Source organism: Streptomyces sp. NPDC051940, from assembly GCF_040680895.1.
Lineage (GTDB): Bacteria > Actinomycetota > Actinomycetes > Streptomycetales > Streptomycetaceae > Streptomyces.
The window spans coordinates 1-19,463 of record NZ_JBFAXR010000149.1; the positions used below are offsets into that span (position 1 = coordinate 1).

15 protein-coding genes are annotated in these 19,463 nt (G+C 72.1%); 9 read left to right on the forward strand and 6 right to left on the reverse strand.

What is annotated here, in order from left to right:
- Positions 1-916: 916 nt before the first annotated feature.
- On the reverse strand, positions 917-1,942 hold the full coding sequence (locus tag AB0M28_RS35150; protein ID WP_365413946.1) for a LacI family DNA-binding transcriptional regulator: 1,026 nt from the start codon (positions 1,940-1,942) through the stop codon (positions 917-919).
- Between the two features lie 166 nt (positions 1,943-2,108).
- Here AB0M28_RS35150 and AB0M28_RS35155 point away from each other — a divergent pair, with 166 nt between their 5' ends.
- The 6 genes from AB0M28_RS35155 (at position 2,109) to AB0M28_RS35180 (ending at position 9,010) form a co-directional block, all read left to right on the forward strand.
- Positions 2,109-3,335 carry an amino acid ABC transporter substrate-binding protein gene (locus AB0M28_RS35155; protein ID WP_365413948.1) on the forward strand — a complete coding sequence of 409 codons (1,227 nt, stop codon included), beginning with the start codon at positions 2,109-2,111 and terminating at the stop codon, positions 3,333-3,335.
- Positions 3,336-3,343: 8 nt separating this feature from the next.
- On the forward strand, positions 3,344-4,231 hold the full coding sequence (locus tag AB0M28_RS35160) for a branched-chain amino acid ABC transporter permease (RefSeq protein WP_365413950.1): 888 nt from the start codon (positions 3,344-3,346) through the stop codon (positions 4,229-4,231).
- A 13-nt stretch (positions 4,232-4,244) separates the two neighbouring features.
- Entirely contained in the window at positions 4,245-5,399 is a 1,155-nt protein-coding gene (locus tag AB0M28_RS35165) for a branched-chain amino acid ABC transporter permease (RefSeq protein ID WP_365413952.1), read from the forward strand.
- Positions 5,396-6,169 (forward strand): ABC transporter ATP-binding protein, encoded by a 774-nt coding sequence (locus tag AB0M28_RS35170; protein WP_365413954.1) that lies wholly within the window; start codon positions 5,396-5,398, stop codon positions 6,167-6,169. The genes AB0M28_RS35165 and AB0M28_RS35170 overlap by 4 nt, the downstream gene beginning before the upstream one ends.
- Positions 6,159-6,905, forward strand: coding sequence for an ABC transporter ATP-binding protein (locus AB0M28_RS35175; RefSeq protein WP_365413956.1), 747 nt, complete (start codon positions 6,159-6,161; stop codon positions 6,903-6,905). Before AB0M28_RS35170 ends, AB0M28_RS35175 begins: the two co-directional genes overlap by 11 nt.
- A 146-nt stretch (positions 6,906-7,051) precedes the next feature.
- The gene (locus tag AB0M28_RS35180) at positions 7,052-9,010 is read left to right on the forward strand and encodes a PKD domain-containing protein (RefSeq protein WP_365413958.1); all 1,959 of its coding nucleotides are present in this window, start codon (positions 7,052-7,054) and stop codon (positions 9,008-9,010) included.
- Between the two features lie 83 nt (positions 9,011-9,093).
- On the opposite strand, the gene AB0M28_RS35185 is transcribed toward AB0M28_RS35180, so the two are convergent.
- The 5 genes from AB0M28_RS35185 to AB0M28_RS35205 form a co-directional block, all read right to left on the reverse strand.
- Complete coding sequence (locus AB0M28_RS35185) at positions 9,094-10,329, reverse strand: GAF domain-containing protein (protein WP_365413960.1); 1,236 nt, start codon at positions 10,327-10,329, stop codon at positions 9,094-9,096.
- A gap of 364 nt (positions 10,330-10,693) precedes the next feature.
- On the reverse strand, positions 10,694-11,713 hold the full coding sequence (locus AB0M28_RS35190) for a LacI family DNA-binding transcriptional regulator (protein ID WP_365413962.1): 1,020 nt from the start codon (positions 11,711-11,713) through the stop codon (positions 10,694-10,696).
- A 21-nt stretch (positions 11,714-11,734) separates the two neighbouring features.
- The gene (locus AB0M28_RS35195) at positions 11,735-12,601 is read right to left on the reverse strand and encodes an ATP-binding cassette domain-containing protein (protein ID WP_365413974.1); all 867 of its coding nucleotides are present in this window, start codon (positions 12,599-12,601) and stop codon (positions 11,735-11,737) included.
- A gap of 92 nt (positions 12,602-12,693) precedes the next feature.
- Entirely contained in the window at positions 12,694-13,710 is a 1,017-nt protein-coding gene (locus AB0M28_RS35200) for an ABC transporter permease (RefSeq protein WP_365413964.1), read from the reverse strand.
- A 45-nt stretch (positions 13,711-13,755) separates the two neighbouring features.
- Positions 13,756-14,796, reverse strand: coding sequence for a sugar ABC transporter substrate-binding protein (locus AB0M28_RS35205; RefSeq protein WP_365413966.1), 1,041 nt, complete (start codon positions 14,794-14,796; stop codon positions 13,756-13,758).
- Between the two features lie 192 nt (positions 14,797-14,988).
- On the opposite strand from AB0M28_RS35205, the gene AB0M28_RS35210 reads away from it, so the two are divergent.
- The 3 genes from AB0M28_RS35210 to AB0M28_RS35220 all read left to right on the forward strand — a co-directional run bounded on the left by AB0M28_RS35210 (position 14,989) and on the right by AB0M28_RS35220 (position 19,307).
- Entirely contained in the window at positions 14,989-17,019 is a 2,031-nt protein-coding gene (locus AB0M28_RS35210) for a GH32 C-terminal domain-containing protein (RefSeq protein WP_365413968.1), read from the forward strand.
- A 111-nt stretch (positions 17,020-17,130) separates the two neighbouring features.
- Positions 17,131-18,174, forward strand: a complete 1,044-nt coding sequence (locus AB0M28_RS35215) for a carbohydrate kinase (RefSeq protein ID WP_365413970.1) — start codon at positions 17,131-17,133, stop codon at positions 18,172-18,174.
- 296 nt (positions 18,175-18,470) lie between these two features.
- On the forward strand, positions 18,471-19,307 hold the full coding sequence (locus tag AB0M28_RS35220) for a phosphotransferase (RefSeq protein WP_365413972.1): 837 nt from the start codon (positions 18,471-18,473) through the stop codon (positions 19,305-19,307).
- The last annotated feature ends 156 nt before the right edge of the window (positions 19,308-19,463 follow it).

Genomic DNA, 19,463 nt, shown 5'->3' on the forward strand with positions numbered 1-19,463 from the left:
TGGCATCGGATTGTGCGGTGAGCGTTGCCGGGTCCTCTTTCGTTCGGTGCGGGAAACGTCGGCGGGTGGTTGCGGTCGTGCGGTTGGGTTGCGTTCTCTTCGGTGCCAGAAACGTCGTGGCGGGCTACGGCGAGGGTGGGGGGCGGGGTCGGGTGGCGCTGCCGGGCGGGGGTTTTCGCGTGGTCGCCTCGGGCGGCGGGCGGGTGAAGCTGAGCGCGGGTGGCGCTGCCGGGCGCGGGTCTTCGCGTGGTTGGCTCGGTCGGGCCCGGCCGCCCGAGGCGTGACGGCGGCCCGAACGCCACCAGCCGCCCACCTCCGCCGCACCCACCACCGTCAGCACCCGGCAGCGCACACGCTCAGCCCGCCCGACCGTGCCGTCCCCGGCCCGCCACGCCACCGGCCGGCCCCTTACGTCGCCGCCCGGCCCCGCAACACGCAGCCAGCCCCGGGCCGAAGGCCCGACCCGCGCGCCAGCGCGGGTGCCCACCCACGGCCCCCACACCCGGCAGCGTAACCGTCACTACAGCGAAACCTGGCCCGCCCCACCCACGCCAGGGGCACCCGGCAGCGCACACGCTCAGCCCGCCCGACCGTGCCGTCCCCGGCCCACCTCGCCACCGGCCGGCCTCTTACGTCGCCGCCCCGCCCCGCAACACGCAGCCAGCCCCGGGCCGAAGGCCCGACCCGCGCGCCAGCGCGGGTGCCCACCCACGGCCCCCACACCCGGCAGCGCAACCGTCACTACAGCGAAACCCGTCCGCCCACCCACGCCAGGGCACCCGGCAGCGCAGCCGTCACCGCAGCGAGACCCCATCCGCACACCCACACCACAGGCGCCCGGCAGCGCACACCGTCACTACAGCGAAACCCGTCCGACCACCCACCCGGCAGCGCACCAGCGCACCACGCGCCCCGACTACCCACCCCCCACCCCACCCCCCGGCACCCCCGTAGAAGCCCGCACCACCAACCGATGCCCCGTAACCCGCCGACGCGGCCGCGCCGTCCGTGGCCGCAACGCGATGCGCAGGGCCTGGCGGCCGATGTCCGCCAGGGGGATGCGGATCGTTGTCAGGCCCGGGGCCAGGTCCGCTGCCACTGCGACGTCGTTGAAGCCCGTCACCGAGACATCGCGCGGTACCCGGACGCCCCGGGTGCGGAGTTCCGAGAGGACCCCCATCGCCATCGCGTCGTTCAGGGCCATGATCGCCGTGCAGCGGGGGTGTTCGCGCAGCACGCGGCGGGCCGCGTCGCTGCCTCCGTCCCGGGTGAAGTCCGCGTACACCACCGGGCGTTCCTCCTCCGTCACGCCCGCCTCCGACAGGGCCGAGACCACTCCCGCCAGGCGGTCCGCCACCGTCGACAGGCCGCCCGCGCCCGCCGCTATCGCGAAGCTGCGGTGGCCCAGGCCGAGCAGGTGCTCCGCCATCTCCCGCGCGCCGCCCGCGTTGTCCGGCAGGACCGCGTCCGTGCCCAGGAAGTGGCGGCCTATCGCCGTGACTCTGCCGCCCGACGCCTGGAACGCCGCCAGCTCCGCCTTCGCGCCCGCCTCCAGTTCCGGGTCCACGTAGCCCGATCCCGCCAGCACGATGATGCCCACCCGTTGCGCCCGCAGATGGCGGATCTGGCGCAGCACCTGCTGCGGGTCGCGGCCCGACTGGCCGATCTGGACGATGAGGTTCTCCTCGGCCGCCGCCTCGATGACGCCGGCCGCGATCTCCGAGAAGTACGGGTCGTCTATCTGGTGGACGACCAGGCCGACGGTCGACGTCGCACCCCCGGCGAGCGTGCGGGCGTGCGGGTTCGCCACGTAGCCCATCTCGCGCGCGACCTGACGTACCCGCTCCGCCACCGCGGCGCTCACCCCGTCGCGGCCGCTCAGCGCGCGGGACGCGGTCGCCAGGGAGACACCGGCCCGTTCGGCCACGTCTACCAGCCGCAACGCGCTCCGATGCCTCGACGTGTGACTCGACAAATGAACCGCCGCCTCAGGTAGGACCTTTGGATAGTTCTGTCGCGCCGGTTGCCATGGCGGAGCGCCACAGTTTATATGGTGCGCAAGCGCTTACGAAAGCGCTTGCGCCCAGGCGGACAAGGAGCAACCGGCGATGAGAAACGCAAGGAAGCGCGTCCAGTTGGCGATAGGCGTGACCGCGCTGGTCGTGGGGGTCACCGCGACCGGATGCGGGAACGACGGCTCGGGGGATTCGTCGGATGACACCATCGTCATCGGCGTGTCCCTGCCCCTGACCGGTGACTTCTCCGAGCCGGGCAAGGGCATCCAGCGCGGCTACCAGGCGTGGGAGAAGATCACCAACGGCAACGGGGGTCTGCTCGGGCGGAAGGTCAAGCTCAAGTTCCTCGACGACCAGTCCAACGCCGACAAGGTCGTCTCCGACTACGAGCAGCTCATCGGCAAGGACCAGGTCGATCTGGTCTTCGGGCCGTTCTCCACCCGCCTCGTGGTGCCCTCCGCGCGCGTCGCCGAGGAGTACGGCTACGCCTTCGTCGAGCCCGCGGGCGCCGCGCCCGAGGTGTTCGAGGAGGGCTTCAAGAACCTCTTCTACGCCGCCCCGGCCGTGGCCAGCGACCACTACAACAACCTTGCCGAGTACATCGTCGCCCTCCCCGCCGACCAGCGCCCCAAGACCGTCGCGTACGCCGCGATGGACGACCCCTTCGCGCAGGGCACGGCGTACGGCCTCAAGGCCAAGATGGAGGCCGCCGGCATCAAGACCGTCGTCGACGAGGTCTACCCGCCGGACACCAAGGACTTCAGCGGAATCGCCGCCAAGATCGCCGACTCCAAGGCCGACATGGTGGTGGGCGGCAGCCAGTACCAGGACGGCGTCAACCTCATCAAGGCGCTGCAGCAGCTCGACTACCAGCCCAAGCTCGCCGCCTTCTCCACCGCCCCGACCGAGCCCGAGTTCGCCAACGCCATCGGCGGCAAGACCGAGGGCATCCTCGCCCCGACCGGGTACACCCCCGGGGGTGCCTACCCGAGCAACAAGGAGTTCGTCGAGAAGTACACCGCGCAGTTCGGCAAGCCCCCGGCCGAGGACGAAGCCAACGGCTACACCACCGGCCAGGTCATGGCCGCCGCGGTGGAGGCCGTCAAGTGCGCCTCGCCCGAGGAGGACTGCCAGAAGAAGATCGTCGACTGGCTGCACGCCAACGAGGTCGAGACGGTCGTCGGCCCGCTGAAGTGGGACGAGGCCGGCCGTCCGCAGAGCGCCCACATGATCCAGCAGTGGGTCGGCGGCGAGATCAAGATCGTGCTGCCGGCGGACCAGAAGGAAGCCGATTTCGTGTTCCCCAAGCCGGAGTGGTGAGAGGTTAAGTGGATTCCCCCAGCCTGGTCTTCCAGAGCCTGATCCACGGGGTGCTGCTGGGAGGGCTGTACGCCCTCCTGGCGGCGGGCCTGACCCTGTACTTCGGGATCATGCGCGTGGTGATGATCGCCCATTCGGCGTTCCTCATCCTGGCCGCCTATCTCGCCTGGTACGTGCATCGGGAGACCGGGCTCGACCCGATGCTGACGATGATCGGCACCGTACCGCTGTTCTTCCTGATCGGCGTCGGGATGCAGCGCGGGCTGCTGTCCCGGCTGCGCCCGGCCACCCTGACGATGATGTCGGTGCTGCTCACCTTCTCCATCGCCATGATCATCGAGGGCCTGCTGTCGTACGTCTGGTCCGGCAGCCAGCGCCGGATCGGCCTCGGCTACGGCACGTCCAGCTTCGAGCTGTGGGGTGCGCGGGTCGCCGTGGTGAAGCTGATCGCCTTCGGGCTGGCCGCCGTCTCGCTGCTCGCGCTGTATCTGCTGCTCAAGCACAGCCGGTTCGGGCAGGCGCTGCGCGCGACCATCCAGCACAAGGAGGCCGCCCAGCTGATCGGCGTCGACACCGACCGGATCGCCGGCTACGGCTTCGGCCTGGGCCTGGCGAGCGCCGCCGTCGGCGGGACGGCCCTGTCCCTCGACGCCACGATCTACCCCTCGCTGCACTGGCACTGGATCGGCCCGCTGATGGCGATCATCGTGGTCGGCGGACTGGGCAGCGTGCCGGGCGCCGCCATCGCGGCCATGGTGCTCGGCGTCATGGAGAGCGTGCTGCAGATCGACATGGGCACGACCTGGGCCCAGACGGTCTTCTACCTCGCGCTCTTCGCTACGCTCGCGGTCCGGCCGCAGGGGTTCTTCGGAGGCCGCCTTGCCCAGAGGTTCTGACGTGGAGGCCGCCGTGCCCGAGACGCCCGAGACCGCCGTGACGCCCGAGGCGTCCGGGACTTCCGCCGCGCCCCCGCGCGGCCGCGGACCGCTCGCCGGCCGCCGCGCGCGACTGCTGCGCCTGGCGGCCCTGCTCGCCGGGGCGGCGGTCGTCCTTTCGTATCCGGAGCTGGTGCCCACCCCGTACGACCTGACGGTGGGCATCACCATCCTCAACTTCGCCGTGCTGTCCACCGCCTGGAACTTCGTCGGGGGCTTCACCGGCTACATATCCCTCGGCCACGCGGCCTTCGCGGGTCTGGGCTCGTACAGCACCGCCCTGCTGATCACCAAGGCGGACACCCCTCCCTTCGCGGCGCTGTTCCTCGGCGCGGCGATCGTCGCCGCGATCGCCGTCCCCGTGGGGCTGGCCGCCCTGCGGGTGCGCGGCGCGTCGTTCGTGATCGTGTCGATCGCGCTGGTGCTGGTGCTGCTGCTCGTCTTCCAGAGCTGGGGGGACTTCACCGGCGGCTCGCGCGGCCTGTCGATCGACATGCCGATCGAGGGCCTCACCCGCTCCGAACACCACGAGGTGTTCTTCTATCTGTACGCCGCGCTGCTCGCCGTCATGCTGCTGAGCTGGTGGCTGATCGACCGCTCCCGCTTCGGTATGGGGCTGAAGGCCATCCGCGAGGACGAGGACAAGGCGCAGTCCCTCGGCACCCCGACGTACGCGTACAAGCTCGCCGTCTTCGTCGTCTCGGGGTTCTTCACGGGACTGGCGGGCGGACTGTACGCGCTGTGGTTCCGGGACCTCGACCCGGTGTTCCAGTTCTCCATCCTCACCGGCTCGTACATGGTGCTGATGGCGCTGCTCGGCGGGGTGCGGCATCTGTACGGGCCGCTGCTGGGCGCGGTGATCGTCGGGTACGGACTGGAGTACTCCAAGCAGGAGTTCGGCGACACCCCGATGCACATGGTGACCACCGGCGGGCTGCTGTTCCTCGTCGTGATGTTCATGCCCGACGGGGTGATCCCCGCGCTGCGCTCGCTCTACCGGCGGTTCTTCGGCCCGAGCGAGGCGTCGATCCGCGAGGTCACCGCGGGGGCGCTGCGGGAGCAGCGGCGGGCCGGGTCCGGCGGCGCGGCGTCCGCGCGGTCCGGCGAGTCCACGGAGGTACGCCGATGAACGGAGGTACGCCGATGAGCGGGCGGGACGCGAAGCAGCCGGAGGGCAGCCTGCAGACCTCCGGGCTCACCAAGTCCTTCGGCGGCGTCACCGCCGTCGACGGCGTGACGGTGAGCTTCCGGCAGGGCAAGGTGAACGCGCTCATCGGGCCCAACGGCTCGGGCAAGACGACCTTCTTCAACGTCGTCACCGGCATGATCAAGCCGGACTCCGGCACCGTCACCTACCGCGGCCGGAACCTGACCGCCAAGGCCCCCCACCGCATCGCCCGCGCCGGCATCGGCCGCAGCTTCCAGCTGTGCCGCGTCTTCCCCCGGATGACGGTGCTGGACAACGTGCTGGCCGCGGCGCAGCCCAAGGGCCTGAAGGGCCTGGGCTCCGGACACGGCAAGGCCGAGACGGAGAAGGCCCGCTACTGGCTCACCCGGATGGGCATCGAGCATCTGGAACACGCCGAGGCCCGCAACCTCTCCTGGGGCCAGCAGAAGCTCCTCGAACTCGCCGGCGTGCTGATGACCGAGCCGGAGCTGATCCTCCTCGACGAACCGGCCGGCGGCGTGAACCCCGCGCTCATCGACCGGATCGCCGACCTGGTGCGCGAACTCAACGCCGAGGGGCGCACCTTCCTGATCGTCGAGCACAACATGGAACTCGTCATGAGCCTGAGCGACCACGTCGTCGTCTTCGACCGGGGCCGGCCGATCGCCGAGGGCACCCCCGACGTGATCCGGGCCGACGAGCGAGTCCTGGAGGCCTACCTTGGCGTCTGAGAACCTCCTCGAACTGCGGGACATCCAGGCCGGTTACGGCCGCGCCGCCCTGGTGCTGCGCGGGCTGACGGTCGAGGTCCCGCCCGGGAAGATCGTCTGCCTCGTCGGCCCCAACGGGGCCGGGAAGTCCACCGTCCTGAAGGTCGCCAGCGGGATGCTCGTGCCGCGGTCCGGGCAGATCCTCGTCGACGGCGAGGACGTCACCGGCCGCGGCCCGCAGCGGATGCTCCAGGCCGGCCTGTCGCACGTGCTGCAGGGGCACAGCGTGTTCCGCGAGATGACGGTCGCGGAGAACGTGCTGCTGGGCGCGTACACCGTGCGGGACAAGGCGGTCGTCGCCGAGCGGGCGGCGCACGTCAAGGAGCTCTTCCCGGTCGTCGGGGAGCGCTGGGACTCCATCGCCGGTCTGCTCTCCGGCGGACAGCAGAAGCAGGTGGAGTTCGCCCGCTCGCTGATGGTCGCCCCCCGGGTGGTGCTCCTGGACGAGCCGTCCATGGGCCTGGACCCCAAGGCCACGGCCACGGTCTTCGAGCAGGTGGTGCGGATGCGCGACGCCGGTACGGCGGTGCTCCTGGTCGAACAGAACGCCCGGCGCGCCCTGCAGACCGCGGACCTGGGCTGCGTACTGGACCTCGGCCGGGTGCACATCTCCGGTCCGGCGTCGGACCTGCTGGCCGACCCGCAGCTGGGCGAGCTGTACCTCGGGGGGAGGCCGGCGGCGGGGCAGACGGGGTAGAAAGCGTTTGCCCGGTATGGATCCCTCCGGACCCGCGCGGTGCCTATGCTGCATCCGTCGATAGACACCAACACATCGGGAACGGCCGCGAGTTGACACAACTCGCGGCCGTTTCGACGGGGAATCGGGGGACCATGCGCACACGCATGTCACGGAACAGACGGGCACGCCTGCGGACACTCGTCGGCGCGCTCCTGGTGGGCTTCGTCGGACTGCTGCTGCCCGTCGCGCTCGCGTCCGAGGCGCGGGCCGCGACCAGTGGGGACGTGATCGTCGACGCCGACGGGGCCTTCCTGGCCAAGGCCGAGTTCAACTCGGGGCTGCACTACTACCACGTCAACTGGCGACCCGGCCCGGGCGTCAACTCCTTCCAGATCCTGGACGCCTGCGACGACGGCTGGACCCCGGTCCTGCTGTGGGACGAGGGCACCACGACGAAGAAGCTCACCCTCTCCGACGAGTGCACCACGTTCCTGCCGTGGCGCTATCACGAGGTCAAGCCCGGGTACGCGCCCGAGCAGATCGAGGAGATGGGCTGGTACCTCTATCTGCAGAACGCGAACGGCGACACCGTCGGCAACGAGTTCAAGAGCGACTGGTGGGGGTCGTACTCGTACCAGCCCGACTCCACCTACTTCACCCACTCCAGCGTCTACATGGAGGAGCTGAACGGTCAGGACTCCGTCACCGCGTCCCTGACCTGGAAGCCCGCGGCGATGGCCACCGACGGCGACGAACAGGCCGACAGCATCACGGCGGTCCTGTGGGACGAACTGCAGCGCCGCACCCCGCTCCCGCCGTCCCTCACCGAGGACCGGCGGACGTCGATGTACAAGCAGATGTGGTGCCATGTGCGCTACGCCTGGATCACCGAGCTCCCGTTCGTCGACGGCGGCGGCCCCACCTGGGACGTGGAGTCCGGACGTCCCGACATCCCCTGGGACCAGGTGAAGAACGTCACCGACCACAAGTGCAACTGGGGCGGCACCGGCGGAGGAGGCGGCGGCCACGGCTACATTCCGCCCACCGACGGCGGCGAGGAGCCCGCGAACCTGGCACCGATCGCCGACGCCGGCCCGGACCGCAGCGGCGCCGAGGGCGCGGCGGTGCGCCTCGGCGGCACCGTCTGGGACGACGGCGGACAGGCCACCGCCCGCTGGTCGTACGAGCCGCTGGACGGCGTGGACGCCGGGGCCACCTGCTCCTTCGCCGACGCGTCCGCCGCGGGCACGACCGTCTCCTGCACGGACGACGGCCGCTACCGCGTGACGCTGACGGCCGACGACGGGGCCAACCGGCCGATCGGCGACAGCGCCGTGGTGACCCTGGGGAACGTCGCGCCCACGCTGTCCCTCGGCGGAGCCGAGGCATGGTCGGTGCACCATGTCGGCGACACCGTGGACCTCGGTGCGTCGTTCACCGACCCGGGCGCCAACGACACCCACACCTGCGAGGTGACCTGGGACGACGGCACGACCGAGACGTACGCCGCCACCGCGTCCGGCTGCGACCGCGGCCACACCTTCGACGCGGCCGGCATGTACACCATGAAGGTCAAGGTCACCGACGACGACGGGGGCTCCGACACCGCCGAGGTGATGGTCGTCGTGTACGACCCCGACGCCGGGTTCGTCACCGGCGGCGGCTCCGCCGAGCCGGAGACGGCCACGCTGACGCCGGCCGCGATGGCCGTGCCGGCCGACGCGCTGGCCAAGGGCGGTGCGGGGACCGCGAAGTTCACCTTCAACCCGCAGTACCTCCCCGGCGACGAGGGCCCGGCCGCCACCGGCGGCAAGGTCGCGTACCGGCTGGGCGGGGCGGACTTCGACCTCCAGTCGGACACGGTCGACTGGCTGGTGGTCACGCCGGACGGGAAGACCGCCTTCCGCGGTACGGGCACGCTGAACGGCGAGAGCGGTTACGGCTTCGTGGCGTACGCGACCGCCGACCCGGAGGCGTTCCGGATCGTCGTATGGGATCTGGACGCCTCGCCGCACCCGGACGGCGAGCCGCTGTACGACACGGCGCGCGGGGCGGGTTACGACGTGGACGTGGCGTCCCCGGCGCCCATCGCGAACGGGGCCATCCGGCTGCACCGGTCCTGAGCCGGTGGCGGGCCGTGGCGGAGCGCAATCCGCCACGGCCCGCACGGCTGTCTTCCGTCAAACGGCCGCTGAAACGGTTCTGCTCAAGGGCGGCGCGCCGCCAGGACCGCGGGTGCCGTCGAGTGCGGGAGCAGGTCGAAGGGCTGGGACGGGAGCCGGACGGAGACCTCGACACCGTCGCTGAAACGGTACGGCCTGCTCCCGACCACCGTCGCGAACGTCCGCCGCAGCCGGGACATCTCCGCCCGCACCGTGACCGTGCGCGTCGGATCGCCGAAGAGCTGCGTCGACAACTGCGCGGCGCTCAGCCCGTCGGGGTGCACCGCCAGCACGTACAACAGCTCCGCGTGGCGCGGGCTCAGCTCACGCGACCACACGCCCGTCGCCCCGCGCACCGTCACCGTCGGCGCGGTCGTGCTGGTCAGGTCCAGCTCCACCCCGCCCGGCCGGGTCTGCGGCTCCTGCGGGCGCACCTGGACCAGCCAGCCGCCCGGCAGCGGCTCCAGCACGCACAGCCCCAGCGACGGCAGCCACGCCGGACCCGCGGCCGCGTGCGCGGGCAGCGCCACCCGGTCCGGCGGCGCCATCCCCAGCGCGGCCGCGACCCAGCCGTTCGTGTCGACGGCCAGCGCCCGGCCCGTCATCCGGGCCAGCAGCGGGGCCGCCACCGAACGCAGCCGGTCGACCTCCGCCCAGTGCCGCATCCGCAGTTCACCCTCGGCGACCTTCGCGCCGGCCGACACGAGCGCGAGCGCGGTCTGGCCCATCCGCTGATGGGGACCGCTCAGATCGATGACGCCCAGCAGCTTCCCGGTGCGCGGATCGCGCACCGGCGCGGCGGCGCACGACCACCAGTGCAGGCTGCGGGCGAAGTGCTCGGAGTGGTGCACCAGGACCGGGCGGCGGGCGACGATGCTCAGGCCCAGCCCGTTGGTGCCGACGGCCCCTTCGGCCCAGCCCATGCCATGGGTCAGATCCGTCGAGTCCGCCTTGCGGATCACCTGGCGGCTGCCCTCCCGCCACAGCACGACGCCGTCCGGATCGCACACCAGCATGATGTGCTCCAGCGGGTCGTACGCGCTGAGCAGCGTCTCGCGCAGCGCGGGCAGCACCTCCCGCAGCCCGGACGCCTCACGCCGGCGTTCGATCTCGAAGAGCTGGTCGGGCTGTGCGTACTCCGGGTTCACGCCCCGGGAGCGGGCCCGCAGCCACGACTCCTCGATGAGCGTGCGCGCACGCTCGGACGCGGCCGCGTCGCCCGCGAGGACGTGCTCGCGGGCGTCTGCCGTGCGTCGTGTGTCTGGAACTCGTCTGTTCACCGTATTCCCCCGCAGGCGCACGGCTTCGGATGTCGCTGAGCCCGCCGCATGGCCGGGACCCGTCGTCGCCGCATGGAGCACCCGGCACGCGACAGGTGGTTACATCCTGCCGCCTGGGACCGCTCCGCGCTGTCCACTCGGTCACATTGGTGCAACCCTCTGCAACCCTTGCGTTGATACACGGGGTGTCGAGAAGGTAAACGCGTACTCCTGCGGCGGTGCCGAGTCGGCGCGGCATCGCCGCAGGACGCGCGGCGGCGGCCGTCGTCCTCGACCCCTTCAAGGGCGGTGGCCGCCGCCGCGCACTCATGTGCGGGCCCTTCGGAACGTGGTCCCTCCCGACCACCCGCCAGGTACGGGGCGTTCACGTAGCCGGCCGCAACTCCCCGGACCCCCGCGCGATCAGCCGGGTGTCGACCGTGCGCGTGCGCGCCGGGGTGCGCGTGCCCGCGAGCCGCTCCAGGGCCAGCGACGCCGCCGCCCGGCCGACGGCGAGCGGGTCCTGGGCCACCACCGTCAGGCCCGGCTCCAGCACCCCGGCGAGCGGCAGGTCGTCGAAGCCGACCAGCGCCACGTCCCGCCGACCGTCCTGGGCCAGCGCCGGTACGACGCCCAGGGTCACGAAGTTGTTGCCCGTGAACACGGCCGTCGGCGGCTCCGGCAGCGCGAGCAGCCGCCGTACCGCCGCGCCCGCGGCCACCGGATCGTGCGCGTCGGCCACCAGCCGCGGGTCCGGCTCGACGCCCGCGTCCCGCAGCGCCCGCTGATAGCCCCTGAACCGCTGCTTGCGGGTGTACAGCGAAAGCGGGCGGTCCCCGATGAACGCGATCCGCCGGTGGCCGTGCGCGAGGAGGTGCGCCGTACCGGTGCGGGCGCCCTCCTCGTTGGCGCTGACCACGCAGTCCGCGGCCAGGCCGGCGGCGGGCCGGTCGAGGAACACCAGCGGCAGACCGCCCTCACGCTCCCGGCGCAGATAGCGGTGGTCGCCGCCGGCCGCCGGGACGATCATCAGGGAGCTGACCCGACGCGCCAGGAACGTCGTGACGAGCGCGTGCTCCTTCTCCGGCGACTCGCCCGAGGACCCGATGAGCAGCGTCAGCCCCGCGGCCCGGACACCCTCCTCGATCCCGCCGGCGACCGTGCCGAAGAACGGGTTGCCCATGTCCGGCACGACGAGGCCGATGGTCGAATCGCGGGAGCCCACGCGCATGTTGCGCGCCATCAGATTGGGCCGGAAGCCCAGCTCCTCCACCACCGCCAGGACCTTGGCCCGGGTCTCCTCGGAGACGGGGCCGTCCTCGTTGAGCACCCGTGAGACCGTCTTGGCGCTCACGCCGACCCGCTTCGCGACATCCGTCAGGGTGGGCCGGCGCTGGCTCGCCATGGGCACCTCGCACTTCACACGTCAGCCGGGGCCGGGGCGTACACCGACGGCCTCGGCCGCCCCTTCGTCGGCAACGACCGTACCTCCGTCTCCCCCCGTCAGCTCCAACGCCCCCGTCATGATCGCGACGACCTCCGCCATCGTGTGGTCGCCGGGGCGCACCTGGGCCACCCGGCGGCCGAGGCGCTGGATGTGGATCCGGTCCGCTATCTCGAAGACGTGCGGCATGTTGTGGCTGATCAGCACGACCGGCAGACCGCGGTCGCGGACCCGCCGGATCAGGTCCAGGACCTGCGCCGACTCCTTGACGCCGAGCGCCGCCGTGGGCTCGTCCATGACGACCACGTGCCGGGCCCAGGCCACCGCCCGGGCCACCGCCACGCCCTGCCGCTGGCCGCCGGAGAGCGACTCGACGGGCTGGGTGAGGGAGCGCAGGCCGATCCTCAGCTCGGCCATGTGCGCCGCCGACTCCTCGCGCATCCGCCGGCGGTCCAGCATGCGCAGTACGGAGCCGAGCGGGCCGGGGCGGCGGAGTTCGCGGCCCAGGAACATGTTGCTGGCGATGTCGAGCGACGCGGCGACCGCGAGGTCCTGGTACACGGTCTCTATGCCGTGCCGGCGGGCGTCCAGCGGACTGCGCAGGCGTACGGGCCTCCCGTCCAGCTCGATGGTGCCCTCGTCGGGCTGCAGGGCGCCGGTGAGGGCCTTGATGAGGCTCGACTTGCCGGCGCCGTTGTCGCCGATCACGGCGAGCACCTCGCCGGGGAGGAGGTCGAAGTCGGCGCCGTCGAGGGCGGTGACCTGGCCGTAGCGCTTGACCAGGCCGCGGGCGCGGAGGACGGGGGTGGGGAGGACGGGGGGCGGCGGGGTGCCTTTCTGCGTGCTCATCGGGGCGCCTTCGTGGGTGCTCATCGGGGCGCCTTCGTGCGTGCTCATCGAGCTGCCTTCGTGCGTGCTCATCGGGCCGCCTTCCTGCGTGCTCATCGAGCCGCCTTCCTGCGGGAGATCTGGTCGACGGTGACGGCGAGGATCACGAGGACGCCGGTGATCAGGGTCTGGTAGATCGAGCCGACGCCCATCAGCTGCAGCCCGTTGCGGAACACGCCCACGATCAGCGCCCCCAGCAGGGTGCCCAGGACCGCGCCGCGCCCGCCGAACAGGCTCGTACCGCCGATCACGACCGCCGTGATCGCGTCCAGGTTGTCGGTCTGCCCCGCCTTCGGGTCGCCGACCCCGGTACGGGAGATCAGGAGCAGGGCCGCGATGCCGTAGATCAGACCCGCGAGCGTGAAGACGCCGAGCTTCAGCCGGGTGGTGCGGATGCCCGTGAGGCGCGCGACCTCCTCGCTGTTGCCGAGGGCGTACGTGTGCTTGCCCCAGGCCGTCTGGCCGAGGAGGTAGGCGAAGACGAGGAACAGGACGATGGTCAGCACCGAGCCGTACGTGATGTCGGTGCGGCCCATCGGGAACGTCTCGCCCAGCGCCGTCAGCTCCCGGGGCAGGTCGGTGACCGTCTGCTCGTCGGAGTAGATGTGCGTCAGCGCGAACGCCACGTTCAGCATGCCGAGCGTCACGATGAACGGAGGCAGGCGTACGAACGTGACCAGCGCGCCGTTCGCCAGCCCGAACAGGGTGCAGAAGGCGAGCCCCGCGGCGATCGCGACGAGCGGCGGCAGCGTGCCGTCGGCCGCGAGCTTGGCCATCACGATGGAGCCGAAGGCCATGATGGCGCCGCAGGACAGGTCGATGCCGGCGATCAGGATGATCAGCGTCTGGCCGAGGGCGAGCGTGCCGACGACCATGACCTGCTGGATGACCAGGGCCAGGTTGCCGCCGGAGAGGAACTGCTCGCTCTGCAGCGAGAAGAAGCCGCACGCCGCGATCAGCGCGACGAGGGGTCCTGCGGTGGGGTGCCCGGCGAGGTTCCGCCAGGCCGGCTGTCCGCCGGGCGGTGCGGGCGCCGACGACGAGGGCGTCGGTGCGGTGGTGGTGCTCACGGTGTGTCTCCTGGGGTGAGGGGCTGTGGTTGACGGCGGCCGGGCTCAGCCCCAGCAGTTCTCCAGCCCGTACGCCGTGTCCTTGGCGTCGACGCCGTCGGCCGGGGAGTCGGTGATCAGGGTGACGCCGGTGTCCGTGTAGCCGGACGCCTTCTCGTCGTTCTTCGCGTAGTCGACGACCGCGGACACGCCCTTGGCGGCCATGACGAGCGGGTACTGCTGCGAAGTGGCGGCGATCCGGCCCGCCTTGACGGCCTCCGTGCCGGTGCAGCCGCCGTCCACCGAGACGATCAGGACGTCCTTCTCCCGGCCCTTGGCCTTCAGTGCCGTGTACGCGCCGAGGGCGGCGGGTTCGTTGATCGTGTAGACCACGTTGATCCCGGGGGCCTTCTGCAGGCAGTTCTCCATCGCGGTCTGGCCCTTGGCCTGGTCGCCGCCCGTGTCCTGGGCGCAGACGACGGACGGGTCCTTGTCGTCGATGCCGTAGCCCTTGAGGAAGCCGTCGTGGCGCAGCTGTCCGACCGCGATGCCCGGCGCCAGGTCGAGCATGGCGATCTTCGCGTCCTGGCCGGCCATCCGCGCCTTCGCGTACGCGCCGATCAGTTCGCCTGCCTTCTCGTTGTCGGTGGCGAAGAGCGCGTCCGTGGCGTCCTGCGGCTCGGTGGGGGAGTCCAGCGCGATCACCAGGACGCCCTTGGCGCGGGCCTGTTCGATCGCGGGGACGATGGCCTTGGAGTCGTTCGGGGTGATGAGGATGCCCTTCACGCCGGCGGCGACCATGTTCTCGATGGCGGTGACCTGGCCCTCGTTGTCGCCGTCGAACTTGCCGGCTGCGGTGGAGAGTTCCACGCCCTCCTTCTTCGCGGCCTGTTCGGCGCCCTGCTTCATCTTGACGAAGAAGGGGTTGGTGTCGGTCTTCGTGATCAGGCCGACCTTGATGGTGCCGGAGTTGGTGCCGGTGCCGTTGCTGTCGCTTCCGTCGGAGGAGCCCTTGGCTCCCTCGCCGCAGGCGGTGAGGAGGAGGGCGGCGGAGGCGAGGGCGGCGGCGTGGCGGAGCTTGCGGGTGGTGCGGGCGGTGCGGCGCATGGGGTGGCTCCTGGGGTGGGATGCGGTCGGTTGCCGACCGGTGGTCGGTGAGGTGTCCTTCGAAACGCGCAGTGGTCGTGTCATCGTTGACTTATGTCAACGTTGACATCGGGTTGACGGAGATGATGGACTCCGCGGCGAGCAACGTCAATGCCCCCCACTCGTAACGAGTCGGCAACGGAGGCCATTCAGATGAGCCGCTGGACAGCACCCGCACTGATAGCCACCGCGGCGACCCTCGCCGCACTGCTCGCCCCCACCGCCGGGGCCGCGCCCCGGCCCACCGCCCCCCTCAACCCCGACTTCGAGACCGGCGACCTGACCGGCTGGACCGTCGTGTCCGGGACCGCCTTCTCGGACGCCGCCGTCAGCGCCCAGCACGACTACTGGGGCGGCCCGTTCAGCCAGCACGGCGACCGCCACCTGTGGGGCTTCGCCGCCGCCGGGGACGACGCCACGGGCCGGCTGAGGTCCTCGTCGTTCACCGCGGGCCGGGCCCTGAGCTTCCTCGTCGCGGGCGGCTGGGACCCCGAGAAGCTGTACGTCGCGCTGGTCCGCGACCGCGACGGAGCGGAACTCGCCCGGCAGACCGGTCCCGACGACGAGGCGTACATCCGCGTCCTGTGGGACACCGCGCGCTGGGCGGGCGAGCAGGTCCATCTCGAGGTCGTGGACGACAAGCAGGGCGGCTGGGGCCACCTCAACCTGGACGACGTCCGCACCGGCACCGCCGCCACCCGCGACGACAACGGCCTCACCTTCCGCGCCCTCGGCCAGGCCCGCCAGCCCGCCGCCCACGACTACGCCGCCGACCCCCTGCGCCCGCAGTTCCACTACACGCCGTACCAGGGCTGGATCAACGACCCCAACGGGCTGGTGCAGTTCGGCGGGCGGCACCACCTGTTCAGCCAGTACCACCCCGACGCCCCCAAATGGGGCCCGATGCACTGGGCGCACGCCGACAGCCCCGACGCCGTCCACTGGCGCGAACTGCCCGTCGCCCTGCGCCCCGACCCGCCGGCCACACCGGGGGACGTCTCCGGGATCTTCAGCGGCAGCGCCGTCGCCTCCGGCGGCACGCTGTACGCGGCGTACACCCGCTTCACCGACACCGCCGCCCGTCCCGGCGCGACACCGGAGACGGTGGAGATGGTCACGAGCACAGACGGCGTGACGTTCACCCCGCTCGCCGCGAACCCGGTCGTCGCCGCCGCGCCCGCCGGCTCCGGCGCGGGCTTCCGCGATCCGTACCTCTTCCGCGACCCGGTCGCGGGCGGCTGGAAGATGGCCGTCGGCTCCGGAGACGGCGACCGGGGCAAGGTGCAGCTGTACGCCTCGGCCGATCTGCGGACCTGGACGTACGACGGCGTCCTCGCGACGGGCGACGGTACGGACGGGGCGATGTGGGAGTGCCCGTCGCTCTTCCCGCTCGACGGCAAGTGGGTGCTGCTCACCTCCGTCAACGAGGGCGGCCGGTCCGTGCAGCGCTACGCCGTCGGCTCGTACGACGGACACGTCTTCACGCCCGAGAGGCGCGGGGTGCTCGACGGCGGCGGCGACACCTACGCCGGGCAGGTCTACCGCGACGACCGCGGGCGGCAGTTGATGATCGCCTGGCTCGGCGACTGGAACGCGAAGGAGCCCACGCGGGTCAACGGCTGGGCGGGCGCGCAGAGTGTGACGCGGGAGCTGTTCCTGCGGGCGGACGGCGGCCTGGGCGCGCGGCCGGTGGCCGAGCTCGCGTCGCTTGAGACCGGCACGACGGTGCGGTCCGGCGCGCGGACCGTCGGCGACGTCCCCTGGCGGCTCGGAAGGGGCTCCGTTGCGCGGCTGCGAGCGGCGATCGACGTGAACGCGACGACGGCCGACACGGTCACGGTCCGTCTGCACGCCTCTGCGGCGGAGGCCACGGAGCTCCGTTACGACAAGGCGACGGGCACGCTCACCCTGGACACCGCCCGCTCCGGCTACGGCACACGCGCGGCGTACAGCACGCGGGTGACGCCGGACGCGGACGGGGTGCTGCGGCTCGACGTACTGCTCGACCGGTCGTCGGTGGAGGTGTTCGCGGGGGACGGCGAGACGCTTACGGCGCGTGTGTATCCGCGGTACGTCGAGTCGGATGCGGTGGAGTTCGCGGGTTCCGGGGGTTCTGGGGGCTCTGGGGGGACGGTGGCGTTGCGGTGGGCGAGTCTTCGGGGGGTGGGGTCTGGGTGGTCGTGATGGTTTCGTCCGTGGCCGAGTCGGGCCCCTCTTGATCAACCTGTCCCCTCGTGGTCGACCCGTACCCCCGCCCGTGACCCGGGCGGTCAACCCACCCCGAAAGGTTCGCGCATGACCGCCGTTCCCTCGCCCGGCCACAGGCCGGCCGACCCTGTGCCCGCTCTGTCGCTCCCCTCGCCGGCTCCGGCGGAGAGCGCGCCGGTCGTGGTGCTCGGCGAGTGTGTGGCGGACGCCTTCACGGTGTCGCCGCAGGCCGTGCCCTCCCCCGCGCCGGCGGGCGGGGGCCTGGACCTTCGCGTGCTGCCCGGCGGCGGGCCGGCCAACACGGCCGTGGCGCTGGCCCGGCTCGGTACCGACAGCCGGTTCCTCGGGCGTCTCTCGGACGACGTGTTCGGCCGGATGTTCCGGGCCCACCTCGCCTCCTCGGGTGTGGGCCTGGCCGGCGCCCCGACGGCGTCGGAACCCAGCACGCTGGCCGTGGCGGACCTCGACGCGGAAGGGCGCGCGGTGTACAGCTTCCACGCGCGTGGGACCGCCGACTGGCAGTGGACGCGGGACGAGCTGCGCGCCGGCCTGCCGGACCGCCTCGCGTGCCTGCACACGGGCTCGCTGGCGCTGATGATGGCGCCGGGCGCGGAACTGGTGGAGGAACTCCTGCGGGAGGTCCGCCCCCGGACGACGGTCAGCCTCGACCCGAACGTCCGCCCCCTGCTCATCGACCCGGCGCTCTACCGTGCCCGTCTCCCGAAGTGGTGCGAGGTGGCGGACATCGTCCGCGTCAGCGACGACGACCTGGCGCACCTCGCCCCGGACCGGACGCCGGAGCAGGCCGCCGACGACTGGCACGCGCTGGGCGCCCGGCTGGTGGTGGTCACGCTCGGCGCGTCGGGGGTGTTCGCCTCCCTGGACGGCACCCGTCTGCGCGTCCCTTCCCCGCGTACGACGGTCGTCGACACGGTTGGCGCAGGGGACGCCTTTACGGCGGGCCTGCTGCACGCGCTCCGTTCGGCCGGCGAACTCGGCGCCCGTCTGGACACCCTGACGGCGGACGTTTTGCGCGCGGCGCTGGAGACCGGCACCCGGGTGGCGGCCGCGACGGTGGCGGTGCGGGGGGCGAACCCGCCGTGGGCGCACGAGCTGAGGACGGTCGCCTGAGCCGGTGCACGGGCCGTAGGCTGCCCCGATGCGTACGACGGCGGGGACGGCGGAGTTGTCCGGTGCGGTGGCGGAGGCGCTGGGGTCCGGCTGCCGGATCACCGGGGTGGAGCGGCTGCGAGGTGGCAGCAAGAAGGGCGTGTACCGGGTCGCGGTCGACGGCGCCGGGGTGGAGAGCGTGATCGTGTACCGCTGGTCGGCCGCGGAGAACTACTGGCCGGAGGACGAACCCGTCGACCGTACGGACCCGTTCGCCCCCGCCTCCGGCCTCACACCGGACACTCGACGGGATCGGCGTGCGGGTGCCGCGGGTGTGGTGGTGGCAGGAGTCGGACGCGGTGGACACGGCGGTGGACACGGCGGTGGATACGGCGGTGGACATGGCGGTGGATACGGCGGTGGATACGGCGGTGGATACGGCGGTGGATACGGCGGTGGTGGAGGACGTCGCGGGCGGCACGCTGGAGCGGTTGCTCGCGACGGCCCCGGCGGAGGAGGGGCGGGCAGTGCTGCGGGGGCTGGCGGGGGAGTTGCGGCGAATGGGGGCGGCCCGGGCGGATCGCTGGGGGCGGGTGGGTGTTGGTGTGGGTGGGGGTGGGGGCGTGGGTGTGGGTGAGGGCGCGATATCTCTCGTTGCCCTCTCCGCTTCCTCAGTTCCCTCCGTTCCCTCGGCCGAACGGCTCGTCCTTTCCCGCGCCCTGACGGACCTGACGTACGCGGCCGGCCGCGACCCCCGCCTGCGGTCGGTGGAGGAACCCCTGCGCGATCGCCTCCGGCACCTTGCGGACCGCGTGGCACCCCGCACGGACTACGCCCTGATTCACGGCGAGCTGGGGCCGGACCACGTCCTGGTCGACCGGACGGGGGCACCGGTCCTCATCGACATCGAGGGGCTGATGTACTTCGACCCCGAATGGGAGCATGTCTTCCTCCGCCTCCGCTTCGGCGACGACTACGCCCTGCTGTCCCGCTCGGACCTCGACGCGGACCGTATGTCCCTGTACGCGCTGGCCATGCGGCTCTCCCTGGTCGCGGGCCCTCTCCGGCTCTTGGACGGCGACTTCCCGGACCGGACGGCGATGCGTGCCATCGCGGAGCACAACCTGCGTCAGGCCCTGGCCCTGCTGCCCTGAGGGGGGGCACCCCTCTGCGTGCGCCCCCGGGGGCTCTGCCCCGGACCCCCGTTGGCGGGTGGGTTGGCATCGGATTGTGCGGTGAGCGCTGCCGGGTCCGCCGTTCGGTGCGGGAAACGTCGGCGGGTGGTGGCGGTCGTGCGGTTGGGTTGCGTT